This window comes from Belliella marina (genome assembly GCF_042682445.1).
GTDB classification, from domain to species: Bacteria; Bacteroidota; Bacteroidia; order Cytophagales; family Cyclobacteriaceae; genus Belliella; species Belliella marina.
On the sequence record NZ_JBHUHR010000046.1, the window covers coordinates 370501 to 385985 of the forward strand.

The window sequence follows — 15485 nt, forward strand, 5'->3', positions numbered from 1 at the left end:
ATCAAACAATAAATATAAAATTATGGATAACAGAGAGAAATTAGAGAAAATGGACAGGGCATTGAGGTTGATGGAAGATCTCAAAAATAGCCAGGTAGCCATGATTGAAAAATCTTCTAAGCTTCAAATGGATGCCATGGAATTCAATTTTTCTGAAATGGAAAAAAACATGGGTGATCTTTTTAGTAGATACAACGACTCCTTGGATTTGATAAATACAGAAGTAGAGCGCTTTGAAATCAAAAGGAACCAATTCGAACAGAAGCACGGATTGGATAAAATTGAGGAGTAGCAATATGAAAAAGTAAAACAAAAAGCCGTTTTGGGATTTCCCAAAACGGCTTTTTTTATTGGTGATTTTATGATTATGCTTCTACACCTAGTGCTTTAGCCATAACAGCACCGATTTCAGCTGGAGATTCAGCTACGTAGATGCCGTTTTCTTTCATGATTCTCATTTTTGCGGCAGCGGTATCATCTGCTCCACCTACGATGGCGCCAGCATGTCCCATTCTTCTTCCTGGAGGTGCTGTCTGGCCAGCGATAAATCCTACTACAGGCTTTTTGTTGCCGGTTTCCCTGATCCATCTTGCAGCATCTGCTTCGTAGTTGCCCCCGATTTCACCTATCATGACGATTGCATCAGTCTCAGGATCTTCCATCAATAGTTGAACAGCTTCCTTGGTAGATGTTCCGATGATCGGATCACCTCCGATACCGATTGCAGTAGATACACCCAATCCAGCTTTGGCTACTTGGTCGGCTGCTTCGTAAGTCAAAGTACCTGATTTGGAAACAATACCGATTCTACCTTTTTTGAATACAAAACCAGGCATGATACCTACTTTCGCTTCTCCAGGAGTGATGACGCCAGGACAGTTTGGGCCGATCAAGGTGGCACCTCTTTCTTTAATGTATGGTTTCGCTTTCATCATATCAGCTACAGGAATCCCTTCAGTGATGGCAATGATTACTTTGATGCCTGCATCAGCAGCTTCCATAATCGCATCCGCAGCAAATGCCGGTGGTACGAATATAATTGAAGTGTCAGCACCAGTCTTGGCAACTGCCTCTTCAACGGAATTGAAAACAGGTTTTTCCAAGTGTGTAGATCCGCCTTTGCCGGGAGTAACACCACCGACTACATTGGTTCCGTACTCTATCATTTGCTGTGCATGGAAAGATCCTTCAGATCCTGTAAACCCCTGCACAATCACTTTTGAATTCTTATTGACTAATACACTCATGTTGCGATATTTAAAGTTTGGCACAAAAATAACTGAATATGCCCTTACATAAAAAGAAAATGGAAACAATATCCATTTAATTTACACTCTGCCTAACTTTTTATAATTTAGAGGGTGCTTAGAGGCTATTATGAAAAAAATCATCCTACTTATTGCCTGCTTTCTTGTCTACGGATCTATCCACTCCCAGTCTTTTCAATTCAATAGGCAGATCAAAGGGGTTGAGTTGCCCACTGATAATATCGCTGGAATCGTCCAAGATGAGAAGGGGTTGCTTTGGTTCAATACCAATGATGGGGTGTTTTACTCCGATGGAATTGCAACTTACCCTTTGCCTGAAGCCATTTCCAGCAAGCTTACCAACAGGGTGAAGTTGTTTGTAGATGATGATGGTTATGTGTGGGTTGTGAACCAGGTAAAAGAAGCAAAAGCTTTTTTCTTAAAAGAGGGAGAGTGGGAAGAAATGGTTTTTCCCGAAAGTGTAAACAAAAAGAAAGGGGTAAACCACCTTGAAATTGCAGTAGTTGGCAAAAAAAAGGATAAGAAAGTGTATGTGATTTTTTCGGATGAGGTTTTTTATTCTTCATCGGGAAACTGGGAAAATGTAAAATCCAATTTTTTTGATGAAGGCAGGTTAAGATCTGTAAATGAATATAAAGGGAAAGTCCATTTGTTTTTTGATCTTTCAACACTCATAGTGGAAGATGGCCGTGTGATGAAAGTGTCGTCTAAGGGGATTCGTCTACCTTCTCCGATCACACATGTTGTCTATAGCAAAGAGCAGGATTTGTTTTATTATTTGGGCAAGGATTTTTTGGCTGAGGGAAGACAATTCCTGGAGGTCGATAAGATCATCCATAAAGGCTTCTTGAAAGACATCTATAGTGCCATTGATTATAGCTATTTGCAGATCGAGAATGGGAAAGTCTATTATTTCTTCAATTCACAATTGTATAAATATTCTCCTTCGACAAAGCAAATCCAAGAAATTAGTGCGGTGGAAGCAATTAAATCCTACAGCATATATGCTGCTTTTGTAGATAGGGAGGGAGTGATTTGGATCGGGACACATCGAGGGCTTGTGAATATAAATTCCCTGAGATTCTTGAATTTTGATTCGAGGTCGCTTTTGGATGATGAGGTTACGGCTTTGATGCGATTGGGAGAAAACAAGTTTCTGATTGGATATAACAATGGTCTGCAGGTTTATGAAAATGGGACGTTTAAGACACTTCTTTACGACAGGGAATTGGTAAGCCAGCCGAGAAATAGGATAACCAATTTCTCAAAAGATAAAAATGACATAGTATGGTTTTCTTCAAACCTTGCAGGCGTGGGCAGGTACGATCATAAAACAGGGTCGTTGAGTTTTGAAGAGAGCCCTTTGGGCAAATTTGTGACTGCTGTACGGGCGATTGGCGATAGCCTGTTTGTGGTAAGTAGGGACAAGATATACCTTTCAAACATCAACAATAGAAATTCAGACCATTTCTCCAATGATATCACCAATGTGATTCTTGAAAGGTTCAACCAAGATGAAGTATATCTCCGAAAAGTGGGGTTGCTGAAAGACGGAAGGTTGATTTTTATGCAAGGGGGAAACCCTTTCATTCAAGAAGATTTTATGGAGACCCCAAAGTTTATAAATGTTATAGGGTTTGATTATCTGGAATGGGGAGGTAAGGTTTATTTGGGGACAGAGACGGGACTGAAGTATTTCGAAAATGGTGAGTTTAAGCTTTTCGAATTGAATGGGCAAAATATCATCAGACCCGTATATGCCCTGCACTTGGACAAAGATCAAAATATCTGGGCTGGAACGGATCAGGGTGTCTATTTGATCAATGGTGATGGGATCGTTAAGTTTGATGAAAAAAATGGTTTGGCAGGTTCTGAAATCAACAGGGGGGCGTTGATAGATGGGGAGAATGGAGAAGTGATGATTGGAAGCCAGAGGGGGCTTTCAGTGTTTTATCCCGATGAAGATGACCGGAGGATTATCAATCCGATAACCGAGATTCTGGAAATCAATTTGCTCAACAAAGAAGTGCCTTTCCCCCGAAACAATAAAGTCCCGTTCGAGAATAATTCCATAGAAGTCAAGTTTAGGGCAGTTAGTTTTCTCCAAAATTCCAACCTAACCGTTAGGTATAAGCTGGAAGGTTATCACCAAGATTGGCAGGAAATCATCAATCCACGGTCAAATGTTCTGGTTTTCAACAACCTGCCCCCCGGAGATTATAAATTTATTTTGCAATCAAGTTTGAGGGGTGTTTTTAGCAGTGGGCTTGTATCAAGTGAGCCATTTACAGTCGAAAAGCCGATTTACCTTCAAACCTGGTTTGTGATTTTTCTGCTGTTGCTTTTTCTTGGGATAGGATTTTTGCTCAATGCATTTATGACACAGTGGAGGAAGCAAAGCATTTTGAAGCAGACTATTGATGAGAAAACAAAGCAGGCATTTGTCAGTGAAAATCAATTCAGAAATGTCTGGAATAGCTCTGCCGATGGTTTGATGCTTTCGATAGAGGGGGGTGAAATATTGACCGTAAACCCAAGCTTTTCCAAAATGGTTGGGTTTACGATTGAGGCATTAAGTGAAATGTATATCAAAGATTTGTTTTCAGACCCGGATTACTACAAGAATCAAAAGGAAATAATACTGAAAGCATTAGACCGGACGGCAGCTGAGGGAGTGACATTTGAAATGGAAATGCCACTGAAAAATGGATTGAGGTATATAGAGATGTATGTGACGAGGTTGAATACCGATGAGGAGGAAAGGTCGGTTTTATTGTCGGTATTCAGGGATGTGACCGATAAAAAGAATTATGAAATCGGTCTGGAAGTGGCGAAAGTAAAAGCCGAAGAGGCGAATAAATTGAAGTCCAATATTCTTTCGAACATGAGCCATGAAATACGGACCCCACTCAATGGGATACTTGGGAGTACCGAAAACATCATAGAGCAGTGGGAGGGTGATTCTGAGCTAGTATCGCAGCTGGAGATAATCCAAGAATCAGGAGAAAGGCTTCTCAGTACCATCAACAGTATCCTGGATATGGCGAAAATTGAAGCCAACAAGTTTGAAGTGATCTATAAGGAGACAAATATCAATGATTTTGTTGGTAAGGTATTGCTTCCACTTAAGACTTTAGCGATCAAAAAAGGCCTTCTACTATCGACCAAATTTGAGACAAAGCCCTTTGAGGGGATAATAGACCAAAGATATCTTGAGATGATTATCAACAATATTGTGGGCAATGCCATCAAATATTCGGATGAGGGATTGATTTCCATCAAAATCGGAAAAGTAGAGGAAAGTATTTGCTTGGAGGTGACTGATAATGGGATTGGGATGACAGATGATTTTATGGAAAAGCTTTTCAGGCCTTTTGAGCAGGAAAGCGAAGGGTATGGGCGCAAATATGAAGGGACTGGCCTTGGGCTTACGATCACCAAAAACTTAATTGAGACCTTGCGTGGTGAGATCCAAGTACAAAGCGCCAAAGGCAAGGGGACTTATGTGAAAGTCATTTTGCCTTTGGGCGAAATTTGATTTTATCAAACAATATAATCTTGTAATTTGCAGACTTGTATAAAAACCGTCTATGTTTCCATTAAGGATATTAATTACCGAAGATGATCATGTGTCTGCACTTTTATTGAAAAAGGCACTTGAGAAAAACAATCATCAAATCATTGGTATTTCGGATTCAGGTGAGAAGGCTTTGGAGATTTTGTCAGAACACCAGGCAGATATCGTCATGATGGATATCAATCTTTCAGGAGAGCTCGATGGGATCAAAACGACCGAGATCATCAATGAGAAGTATGATATTCCCGTGGTCTATTTGAGTGCCAGCTCCGATTCCGAGACCCTCACCAAAGTAGTAGGGACGAATCCCAGTGCTTATGTCATTAAGCCTTTCAACATCCGCGAATTGAACATGGTGATAGAATTGGCCATTTTCAAAGACAGGAAGGAAAAAGAGCTCCAAAAACTCAACAATGAGTTGGAAGAAAAAGTCAGGCAAAGGACCGCCGATCTCCACAGTGCAAACAAAGAGCTGACAAGAGCGTTGGAAAAAGAGAGGGAGATTGGAGAATTGAAATCCAGGATAGTTCTCAACGTATCCCATGGTTTCAAGACTCCCCTGACGTCTATCTTGAGTTCCGCGCAGTTGCTGCAGATGTATGCTGACAAAGAGCATCCATTCAAACAAAAAATAGCAAAGCATGCCCAGAAAATCGAAAACTCAGTCAGAAGTTTGAACAGCCTACTGACCTCAGTGCTGTTTTTCGGAAAAGCAGATGTCAATAAGATCGATTACAATCCCAAGAAAATGTTCATGGCGGCATTTATCAATGAGGTCGTAGATGTAGTCAAGGCAGGCTCTGAAAATGAGGTGAAAATCAATCTGAAAATTGGCAAAATCCCTAAAACGATCACCTCCGATGTAGAGCTTCTCTACCAGATCTTTGAGAACTTGCTTTCGAATGCCGTGAAATATTCGAAAGATGGGCAAGAGGTGGATTTCTCCATTTGGGAAGAAAACGGGACACTCAGGTCTGAAATCAAGGATCATGGGATAGGTATTCCCAAAAAAGAACAAGACCAATTGTTCGACAGGTTCTTTAGGGCAAAAAACGTGGGGATCATTGAAGGCTCTGGCCTTGGGCTTTCGATAGTCAAAAAATGCATAGAAGTACTCAAAGGTGAGATTAGATTTGAAAGTGACCCAGGTAAAGGGACTACATTCTTTGTGTCCATTCCAATAAATATATAAATATGTTATCGATTAAAGACATTCAATTTCAATACAACCCGGAGACAAAGTTTCGGATTCCTGACATGATGATGTCAGCAGGGGATGAACTTTTGATTTTGGGGAAATCAGGAAGCGGTAAAACCACAATTCTCAATATCCTAGGGGGACTCCTCAAGCCTCAATCTGGAGAAATTGTCTTAGACAACACGAAGTTGAATTTGCTCAAAGGTGCTGAATTGGATAAGTTTAGGGGGAGAAATATTGGAATGGTTTTTCAAAAGCCACATATTCTTGCACCGCTCACAGTAGAGGAGAACCTGAAGCTAGCCAATTTTTTTGTAGGAGTGAAAGGAGAGCAAAACCTGGATTTGCTCAAAGAGCTTGGGATTTTGGATAAAAGAAAGGCGAAAGTGAATACATTAAGTGAGGGGGAAGCCCAGAGGGTGTCTATTGCCCGTGCATTGGCAAACCGGCCCAAGTTGATTTTGGCAGATGAGCCTACTGCGAGCTTGGATGATGAAAATGCCCAAGCAGTAGTAAGGCTATTGCAGGAGCAGGCAAAAAAAACAAATGCAGTATTGATCATTGTGACTCATGATCAACGGGTCAAAGATCATATTTCGAACCATATAATCATGGGAGGTTTATCATGAACATGCTGAAATTAAGTTGGAAATATCTGGTTTCCAAACCACTGAATACCGGTTTGAATATTCTTTTGTTAGCACTTGGCTTGTCGATCATCACAGTTTTGATCCTGATCCAGGATCAATTTGAAAACAAGATGACGAAAGATGCCAAAGGAATCGACTTGGTAGTAGGTGCCAAGGGGAGTCCCCTCCAATTGATACTTTCCAGTGTTTATCACATAGATTATCCTACGGGAAATATCGATATGAAAGATGCCGAGGCTTTGGGGAAAAGCCGACTGGTCAAAAACATAATCCCACTTGGTATGGGTGATAATTATCAAGGGTACAGAATCGTTGGGACTAACTATGACTACCTAGGGCTGTATGAGGCTACATTTGACCAAGGGAATGAATGGGAGAAGCCATTTGAAGTGGCACTGGGTTATGAAGTGGCAAAGAAATTGAACCTTCGGGTTGGGGATTCATTCATAGGATCACATGGGATAGGCAGTAGTAGCCATGAGCATGATGAGCACCCATACATAGTCACTGGCATATTGAGTCGAAAAGACAACGTTTTGGATAAGCTTATCCTAACCAGTATCGAGTCTGTTTGGTACTCACATGACGAAGGACATGATCATGATAAGTTTGAAGCAAAAGTAAGCACAACAGGTTTTCCGGAAACGGACGAGGATAGGGAAGTTACCTCATTGCTGTTGCAGTATAGAAATCCTATCGCCGCTGTGCAGTTGCCAAGATTTATCAACAGCAAAAGTGCTTTGCAGGCAGCTTCTCCTTCGTTTGAGATTTCAAGGTTGTTTGAATTGTTGGGAGTAGGGGTGAAGCTGATCCAAGGCTTAGCGGTTGCTATTATCGTTATAGCAGGTTTAGGGATTTTTATAGCTCTATTCAATTCCCTGAAAGAAAGAAAATATGACTTGGCTGTCATGCGTACTTTGGGGGCTTCCAGTTTGCAGTTGTTTATTCATATAGTATTGGAAGGTGTGATATTGACTTTGCTTGGTGCGGTATTGGGTATATTGATTGGCCATGGGTTCTTGGCGGTGTTGGTGATGCAAAATGAGCAAGGTGCCATCAGTGGTTTGAGCGCGGCAGTATTCTTGCAAGAGGAATTGTGGATTGTGGCATTTGCAGTGGTGGTGGGCTTTGTTGCTTCTTTGATTCCTGCTTGGACAGCGTACCGGACAGACATCGCCAAACAACTTACAAAGTCTTAAAAATAGTGTAAATTTGTCAACCTGAATAGAACAACAAGAGAACAATATGAAGTTTAAGCAAGCATTTATAGTATTGGCATTATTGTTTGGCACTTCTGTGGCCTGGGCACAGTCAAGTCCCAATGTCTGGAGAGATTTGTCAGAAGTTACCTACAAGATCGGCGAAGATGATTTTGGGGAATTGTATGTCCCAGTCTTTAGTTCGAAAATCAAAAGTATAGAAGGCAAAGTAGTGGAGGCAGATGGTTATATCATCCCTTTTGAAGGTATGTTCAAGCCTGAGCATATTATTTTGTCGTCTTTGCCATTGGCCGAATGTTTCTTTTGTGGCTCGGGAGGGCCTGAGACGGTGATGGAAGTGATGTTGAAGACTCCAATCAAGTATACCTCAAAGAGGGTCAAGGTGAGGGGGAAGTTGACACTGAATGATGATGATCCCGAAAAGCTGATGTATATCCTTGTCGATGCAGAGCTCTTAAATTAGAAAGAAAAAGAAAAGTCAGTGAAGGGATTCACTGACTTTTTTATACAACAAAAATAAAGTAGTATACAAATTTTCATCGCTGTCCTGATGGCATCGCGTACAGGTTGATTGAGTAGTTTGTTCATCTCTTACAAGTATGTGTTAGGATTTGTGCAAGCTAGTCGATATTCAATTTGAATGGTGTTTGTTTTCCATTTCGACAAAATCTGCCATCAATTTCTTCGTGGTTGGTCCCACAGCACCGTTGCCTATTTTTTTGTCATCAATAGTCGTTATCGGTAGGATCTTTTTTGTCGTGCTAGTGATAAACAGCTCATCAGCTTGAAGTAATTCCTCGAAACTGATAGGTCTTATTTTTGTATTAGGAGCCAATTCAAGGACTCTTTTTCTGGTGATCCCATGCAAAATATGCTTGTCAGGTGTACTGACCTCTCCGTCTTTGACCATGAAGATATTGCTTCTTGAACTTTCTGAAACCATTCCATCGAAATGGTAAATGACATCTTCTGCACCTTTTTCTTTCCAGGTGGCACTAAGCCAGACTGGGTATGCGTAATTGGTAGTCTTGATATCGGCGATGATCCTTACATGCTCTTCACTCAATAGCTTTACGCCATTTTCATATTTCTCTTTGCCTGGAAAAAGCAATGTTTCACAAAATATAAACAGGTCACCATTTTCCGGAGAGAAATGATTGTCGGAAACCCCTCCAGTCAAAAGCATTCTGATACCACCATCTTTAAGGTCATTTTTTTTGATCAAATCATGAATGATGGCTGCCAATTCACTTTTGCTGTGTTTCAGGCTGAGGTGTGTCTTGTCTGCAGATCTGATGAATCTGTCTAAATAGTCCGTTAAAAAAAGTGGGACATAATTGGAAGTTCTCAGAAAATCAAAGATTCCATATCCTCTGATCAATCCTATGTCCATTGGATGGATCTGTGCAGCACTGGAGTCTATTATTCCGTTTTTGGCATAGCAATATGGCTTCATGAAATTTATTTTTGTTTTATGGTTGATATTTGGTTTAATCTGTATATTTGCAATTATGTTGCAAATTATAAAAAGAATATCCGCTCAATCTGCAGACTTCATGGGCATATCAGCCTCTGTGTTGTGTTTGATTCATTGTCTTGCATTCCCTATTTTGATATCCATGGGTTTTATCTTCAATTCTGATGAACACCATCACCATGATCATGACCATGCGCATATCCATTGGCATTGGATGGATTTTCTGTTTGTTTTTCTTGCTGTATGGGCAGTGATAAACGCAGCTAAAAGTACACAATCTAAAGCGATAAAAATAGCGCTTTGGGTAGCTGTATCGATATTTTCTGTAGGGGTATTGCTGCATGATGTGTATAGTTGGATGATCTTTGTGTCCTTGGTCGCTTCTATATCATTGGTGATAATTCATATTATTAATTGGAAATATCACAGAAACTGTAAGGTAATTGTGAAATAATTTCTTTTTTTAATGAATTTGGTATTCCTTTGTTATTCAGATTATAACAAAGGATGATGAGATTTGACTTCAAGATTGTCAGTGTGTTTTTTTTCTTGTGTTTAGCGTTTTCTTGCGGAGGTGAAAAGGTGGATCAAAATCAATTGTTGCAAGATGAAGTGATAGCGATCCATGACGAGGTCATGCCCCATATGGGTGAGTTGAAAAGCCTTAGGAAAAAAATCGATACAAAAGCAAATGACCTTGAATCTGTAGACCCGGAAGGGAATTCAGAGAAAATTATTGAGTTGAGGCTTTTGGCGAAGCAATTGGATGAAGCTTTTGAAGGAATGTTTGTTTGGATGCGACAATACGATAGCTCTTTTGAGGGGATGTCTGATGAAGAAAAAACAACTTACCTCAAAGAACAAAAGATAAAAGTGACGAAAGTGAATGATGATATTGCCAATAGCATGAGCAAGGCCAATAAGGAATTGGAGGAAAACTGAAAGAATGCTATTGGAGTCGCACCACTCTAGTCGAATGTCTTAAGCAATAGAGAACCTCTAATTTTTTAAGTAGTCTGCGACTTGGTTGCCGTCTACCACTCCAGCTTCATTTCCCCAAATATTGTATATGTAGGTGACGATTTTGGCAATTTCCATATTTGTTAGGTGCGGATTTGCAGGCATGGGTTGGTTATAGCTCACACCGTTCACCATGATTTCTCCCTTCAGGCCATTTTTAATGATCCTGACAGTTTTTCCTATATCATTTTCCATGTAGTCAGAGCCATTTAGCGGTGGGATGAACTTGCCCAGCCCTGTCCCATCGTTTTGGTGACAGTTTCCACAGTAGTTTTCGTAAAGGATTTTGCCTTCGATGGCGTACTGGAGGACTTTTGTGTCTTTTATTTCAGACAGACCTCTCTCATGCTTTTCCTTATCTGCTGCACAGGAGGTGAAAATTGCAATGGATATGAGGGCAAATAGGGTGATTCTCACTTTCAGTTCTTCGGTAACAGTTTTGGGATATCGTTTATCAAGCGGTTTACTTGGTCTTCTTTGGTGCCATCATAGACGCCTCTGATGTTTCCATTTTGATCTACCAATACAAAAGCACCCGAATGTAATATTCCTCCTGGTTCATTTTTATCTTCCATGGCAGTAGTGAGGTAGCTGGTTTGGCCAATTTCGAATATCTTCTCTTGATCACCAGTCAAAAAGTGCCATGTGTCATCATTCATGACATCTATCCTTGCTGCGAATTCCTTTAATAACTCCTCGGTGTCATGTTCTGGATCCAGTGTGTGGCTCAAAATCATAAAATCCGGATTGTCTTTGAATTTTTCATAAACCCTTAGCATCTGTGTTTTCATGATAGGACAGATGGTAGGGCAGGTGGTGAAAAAGAAATCAGCTACATATACTTTTCCATCGGTTGTATAATTGGTGATTGTTTTCCCCTCTTGGTTGGTGAATGAAAAATCAGCGATTTTATGGCGCACGGTGTCACGAATTGTCTTTCCCTCCATTTCGAACTCGTTTACATGCCAATTGCCAAGGATTGGAAGTGGTGCATCGGAATCATCTTCCTTGGTATTGCAATTTGCCAAGGTGCTGACGATTAATGCGGCTATAATAATGTTTGAGATACGTCTTAACATGTTTTTGATAATTTAATCTTGTTTCTTTTCCCTTATTTTTTTGTAGAGTTTTATGCCGAGCATCATCGTGATTCCCAAAACAAAAATCCCAACTACACCCCAAACTACACTGATGAGACTTTTCAATACTATCAGAAAAACGATCGCAAACAGGAGGATGGTTGCTACTTCATTCCAAACCCGCAGTTGGGTAGAAGTTAGCTTTGAGGTGCCATTTTGTAGATCGGAATATATTTTTTGGCAATAGAAGTGGTACAGATACAATAGGAAAACAAAAGCCAATTTTGCATGCATGAATCCCTGCTGCAAGTAGCCCCATCTATAGGACAAAACCCAAAACCCAAAAATGAGGGTTAATATAGCAGATGGCCAAGTGATGATGTACCATAGGCGGTTGGCCATCAGGTTGAGTTGTGGGATTAGGATTTTACGTTCATGTTCGGGTTTTTGCCATGCTTCCGCCTGATAAATAAACAATCTGACGATATAGAATAAGCCTGCAAACCAAGTTACTATGAAAATGATATGGAGAGCTTTGATATATTCGAAGGCCATTATTCTTTTTTTCTGCTAAATTAAGGCTTTAAATCTAAACATCCTTATGAAGAACCCAACTAGCTATCTGTTTTATGCAATCATTTTCATCGTAGTTTTTCTGATTGTCTGGATTGGTAAGGAATCATTTACCCAGCCTGGAGTCAATGACCTGGATTTGGAGTTTGAGGAGATGGCGTTTTATCGAAATGAGAACAATACAGGGCCGGTAATTAGGGTTTATGCTGTCTATGCAGCTGACACAAGCTGGGCTGTGCTGAAGGAGTATGGAGAACTGATGCCACATACCAAATATGGAAATACAAAAGTTTACTTTTTTGATTCCAAAGAAAATAGTCCCAAAAGGACATTTCCCGAAGAACCATATTTTGAAGGGGAGTATCAGCAATATTGCATCGCCAAATATGAGAAATCCAGCATGGGAGATGTTACTTTTGTGAAATATCCTTTCAGGGATTCTGAAAGAAATTCCAATTAAACCAATGCTGTTTTGAAAAGAAGAAAGAGGCTTTCCGAAAAAGAATATATAAAAGGGGTACTGGCTGGGGACCGTGTAGTTTTGAGCCAAGCGATCACTTTGGTAGAAAGTGCCTTGCCCTCCGATCAAACCATTGCGGAAGAAGTCATGGCGGCAATTTTGCCATATACAGGCAAGTCTATCCGGGTTGGCATTACTGGCGTACCCGGTGTTGGAAAGAGCACATTTATAGAACGTTTCGGACAATTGGTAATCGGGGAGGGTTTGAAATTGGCTGTGCTGGCAGTGGATCCGAGTAGTCAAGCAAACAAGGGGAGTATCTTGGGTGATAAAACACGTATGGAGACGCTTTCGATGGATAAGCGGGCTTATATCAGGCCAAGCCCATCTGGTGTCACCTTGGGTGGCGTGAGCGCTAGGACAAGGGAAGCGATGCTATTGTGCGAGGCTGCTGGATTTGATGTTGTGTTTATAGAGACGGTAGGAGTGGGACAGTCAGAGATCGCTGTCAAAGGGATGGTTGATTTCTTTTTGTTGTTGATGCTGGCGGGGGCGGGTGATGAACTGCAGGGAATCAAAAAGGGGATAATCGAGATTTGTGATGCCTTGATAATCAATAAAGCAGATGGGGAAAACACAGAGGCTGCCAAAAGGGCAAAGAGAGAGTATGCCAATGCCTTGCATTTGTTTCCGGAAAAGGGCAATTCTTGGGTTCCCCAAGTGATGACCTGTTCGGGATTGACAGGCGATGGGCTTGAAGCAATTTGGGAGATGGTGCAGTCGTATAAGGAGCAGATGTTGCTTAATGGATATTTTGAAGAAAATAGGGCGGAGCAAAGGGTCAGTTGGATGCATGACCACATAGGCTATTTGTTAGAATCAACCTTCTACCAAAACGAATCAATCAAAGAAAGTATCAAGCAAGCCCTTCCGCAAATCAAATCAGGGAATGTGTCTGCAATCAAGAAAGCTAGAGAGCTCGTTCAGATATTTATTAACCAAATTCAATCCGGTGAAAAATAGAGGGGTTAAAAAAACATTTGACAATCCCCGTTTTGTTGCTTAAGATGAAATAAGCATAATTCGGGTTTAAATACTTCAAATAGCTTCCCTTGCCAAATAAAATGGCAGATCTTACTTGATAGAAAGCCTGCCAGGTCTTGTCTAACCGACGCTGATTTCAAAAAAGTACACGCACACGTTATTTTTAACCTGAGTTCGATTGTTATCACAAAGTCAAAATCAATAAAAATATCCAGTTACAAGGCAAATTTTTGAGGGATAGCCTAAGCTATCGATCAAAAATTTAACGCAGTAAATGGGTGTTTTTATTGACTGAGTTCGACTATTCGGTTTTAAACGGCAATCTACTTCACTTTTTCAATCCGCAATATCCCAATATTACTTCATAAAAAAGTTCGCACCTTCTTTTCGTAGTTCTCACCATTTAAAACCGTTTTGACAAAGTGAGAATAGTCGAACTCAGGTTTTTAGTAAGAACGCATTTTGAATTTCTTTTTCAGTTCGTTCACGGAATTTCTAAATGCCGTATCAGTCTCGATCATATCATTGACAGTCTGTACAGCATGGATTACCGTACTGTGGTCACGTCCACCAAAATGATAGCCGATCGATTTTAAAGAATGGTTGGTGAATTCTTTGGAGAAATACATGGCAACTTGCCTGGCTGTTACGATTTCTTTTTTCCTGGTTTTTGCCTTTAGGTCATCGAGTTTGATGTCAAAATAATCAGAGACCGTTTTTTGGATAAAATCAATCCCAACCTCTGTCTCGATGTCCTTGACGATGTTTTTCATGATCTGCTTGGCCAGGGTGAGATCAATCTCTACCCTATTGAGTGAAGCATGTGCTATCAGGGATATCATGACGCCTTCAAGTTCACGTACATTGGTATCCACGGTATACGCCAGGTATTCGATCACATCATCAGGGATATAGATTCCCTCAGATTGCATTTTTCTTTTGATGATCGCAACCCTGGTCTCAAAATCAGGCATTTGCAGATCAGCTGTAAGTCCCCATTTGAACCTTGACAGCAATCGTTCTTCCAAGCCTTTCAGATCCCTTGGTGGGCAATCTGAAGTCATGATGATTTGCTTTTTGTTTTGGTGTAAATGGTTGAAAATATGGAAAAACATTTCCTGGGTCCTGTCTTTTCCAGCCAAGAACTGGATGTCATCTATGATCAAGACATCCACTTGCATATAAAAGTTGGTAAAACTCTTCACATTTCCATCCTTGATCGAATCCATGAACTGATTCACGAATTTTTCAGATGATACATAAAGCACAAACTTTTCCTCTGGGCCATTTTTGATTTCATTTCCAATAGCCTGCACCAAATGCGTCTTGCCCAATCCTACGCCACCATATACCATCAGCGGATTGAAGGATGTAATCCCAGGTTTGGTGGCCACTGCAAAACCAGCCGATCTTGCCAGTCTATTGCAGTCTCCCTCTATATAGGTATTGAATGAATAGTTTGGATTCAGGTTGGATTGAAGTAGCATGTCACTGTTTAGGGACTGCATTTCAAAAGGACTTTTACTTTCCTCCAAAGGTTTGGGTTTTTTGCCATTGTTGGCGGCAGCATTTCCTTGGGGATAGCTGACCATATAGGGTTGGTTTTGGGAATTCCCCCTATCGACAACAACTGCATATTCAAGCCGCCCATTTTGGCCCAAGGTAGTTTTGATGGCAAGTTTGAGGACTTCCACATAGTTGTCCTCCAGCCATTCATAGAAAAATTGGCTTGGGACTTGAATGGTCAGACTACTGCCGTCTAATCTTACAGGATTGATGGGTTTGAACCAAGTAGAGAAACTTTGTTCACTGACGTGTTGCTCGATGACACGTAAGCACTCCTTCCATACTGCATTAGCCTCTGAACTCATTTATTTTTTTGAAATACTATATATTGAAAAGATTGAAATTCCTCCTTG

16 protein-coding genes are annotated in these 15485 nt (G+C 40.7%); 10 read left to right on the forward strand and 6 right to left on the reverse strand.

What is annotated here, in order from left to right:
* Positions 1 to 22 precede the first annotated feature (22 nt).
* On the forward strand, positions 23 to 292 hold the full coding sequence (locus ACFSKL_RS20645) for a hypothetical protein (protein ID WP_376888914.1): 270 nt from the start codon (positions 23 to 25) through the stop codon (positions 290 to 292).
* Between the two features lie 73 nt (positions 293 to 365).
* Here ACFSKL_RS20645 and sucD read toward each other — a convergent pair whose 3' ends face one another.
* Positions 366 to 1247: a succinate--CoA ligase subunit alpha gene (sucD, locus tag ACFSKL_RS20650; RefSeq protein ID WP_376888916.1), complete on the reverse strand. Its 882-nt coding sequence runs from the start codon at positions 1245 to 1247 to the stop codon at positions 366 to 368.
* Positions 1248 to 1377: 130 nt separating this feature from the next.
* On the opposite strand from sucD, the gene ACFSKL_RS20655 reads away from it, so the two are divergent.
* The 5 genes from ACFSKL_RS20655 to ACFSKL_RS20675 are packed head-to-tail and all read left to right on the forward strand — an operon-like array spanning position 1378 to position 8376.
* A complete protein-coding gene (locus ACFSKL_RS20655; protein WP_376888918.1) occupies positions 1378 to 4806 on the forward strand; it encodes an ATP-binding protein in 3429 nt (1142 codons plus the stop codon).
* A gap of 52 nt (positions 4807 to 4858) precedes the next feature.
* A complete protein-coding gene (locus ACFSKL_RS20660) occupies positions 4859 to 6037 on the forward strand; it encodes a hybrid sensor histidine kinase/response regulator (RefSeq protein WP_376888919.1) in 1179 nt (392 codons plus the stop codon).
* Between the two features lie 2 nt (positions 6038 to 6039).
* Positions 6040 to 6672, forward strand: a complete 633-nt coding sequence (locus tag ACFSKL_RS20665; protein ID WP_376888921.1) for an ABC transporter ATP-binding protein — start codon at positions 6040 to 6042, stop codon at positions 6670 to 6672.
* Positions 6669 to 7892, forward strand: coding sequence for an ABC transporter permease (locus ACFSKL_RS20670; protein WP_376888922.1), 1224 nt, complete (start codon positions 6669 to 6671; stop codon positions 7890 to 7892). The genes ACFSKL_RS20665 and ACFSKL_RS20670 overlap by 4 nt, the downstream gene beginning before the upstream one ends.
* Before the next feature lie 46 nt (positions 7893 to 7938).
* Positions 7939 to 8376 (forward strand): hypothetical protein, encoded by a 438-nt coding sequence (locus ACFSKL_RS20675; RefSeq protein WP_376888924.1) that lies wholly within the window; start codon positions 7939 to 7941, stop codon positions 8374 to 8376.
* 168 nt (positions 8377 to 8544) lie between these two features.
* Here the strand turns inward: ACFSKL_RS20675 and ACFSKL_RS20680 are convergent, their stop codons facing one another.
* The gene (locus ACFSKL_RS20680; protein ID WP_376888926.1) at positions 8545 to 9369 is read right to left on the reverse strand and encodes an aminotransferase class IV; all 825 of its coding nucleotides are present in this window, start codon (positions 9367 to 9369) and stop codon (positions 8545 to 8547) included.
* Between the two features lie 55 nt (positions 9370 to 9424).
* Here ACFSKL_RS20680 and ACFSKL_RS20685 point away from each other — a divergent pair, with 55 nt between their 5' ends.
* Together ACFSKL_RS20685 and ACFSKL_RS20690 are read left to right on the forward strand one after the other, a co-directional pair.
* The gene (locus ACFSKL_RS20685; protein ID WP_376888928.1) at positions 9425 to 9844 is read left to right on the forward strand and encodes a MerC domain-containing protein; all 420 of its coding nucleotides are present in this window, start codon (positions 9425 to 9427) and stop codon (positions 9842 to 9844) included.
* 53 nt (positions 9845 to 9897) lie between these two features.
* Positions 9898 to 10332 (forward strand): hypothetical protein, encoded by a 435-nt coding sequence (locus ACFSKL_RS20690; protein WP_376888930.1) that lies wholly within the window; start codon positions 9898 to 9900, stop codon positions 10330 to 10332.
* 57 nt (positions 10333 to 10389) lie between these two features.
* Here ACFSKL_RS20690 and ACFSKL_RS20695 read toward each other — a convergent pair whose 3' ends face one another.
* From ACFSKL_RS20695 to ACFSKL_RS20705, 3 genes are read right to left on the reverse strand one after another with little or no spacing between them, the layout of a single operon-like run.
* Entirely contained in the window at positions 10390 to 10827 is a 438-nt protein-coding gene (locus tag ACFSKL_RS20695; protein WP_376888932.1) for a c-type cytochrome, read from the reverse strand.
* A gap of 2 nt (positions 10828 to 10829) precedes the next feature.
* On the reverse strand, positions 10830 to 11489 hold the full coding sequence (locus ACFSKL_RS20700; RefSeq protein ID WP_376888934.1) for an SCO family protein: 660 nt from the start codon (positions 11487 to 11489) through the stop codon (positions 10830 to 10832).
* A 12-nt stretch (positions 11490 to 11501) separates the two neighbouring features.
* Positions 11502 to 12044: a CopD family protein gene (locus ACFSKL_RS20705; RefSeq protein ID WP_376888935.1), complete on the reverse strand. Its 543-nt coding sequence runs from the start codon at positions 12042 to 12044 to the stop codon at positions 11502 to 11504.
* Between the two features lie 46 nt (positions 12045 to 12090).
* Here ACFSKL_RS20705 and ACFSKL_RS20710 point away from each other — a divergent pair, with 46 nt between their 5' ends.
* Together ACFSKL_RS20710 and meaB are read left to right on the forward strand one after the other, a co-directional pair.
* Positions 12091 to 12522, forward strand: a complete 432-nt coding sequence (locus ACFSKL_RS20710) for a hypothetical protein (RefSeq protein ID WP_376888937.1) — start codon at positions 12091 to 12093, stop codon at positions 12520 to 12522.
* Between the two features lie 12 nt (positions 12523 to 12534).
* Positions 12535 to 13545: a methylmalonyl Co-A mutase-associated GTPase MeaB gene (meaB, locus tag ACFSKL_RS20715; protein WP_376888938.1), complete on the forward strand. Its 1011-nt coding sequence runs from the start codon at positions 12535 to 12537 to the stop codon at positions 13543 to 13545.
* 467 nt (positions 13546 to 14012) lie between these two features.
* Here meaB and dnaA read toward each other — a convergent pair whose 3' ends face one another.
* Positions 14013 to 15437 (reverse strand): chromosomal replication initiator protein DnaA, encoded by a 1425-nt coding sequence (gene dnaA, locus ACFSKL_RS20720; protein WP_376888940.1) that lies wholly within the window; start codon positions 15435 to 15437, stop codon positions 14013 to 14015.
* Positions 15438 to 15485: the final 48 nt, after the last annotated feature.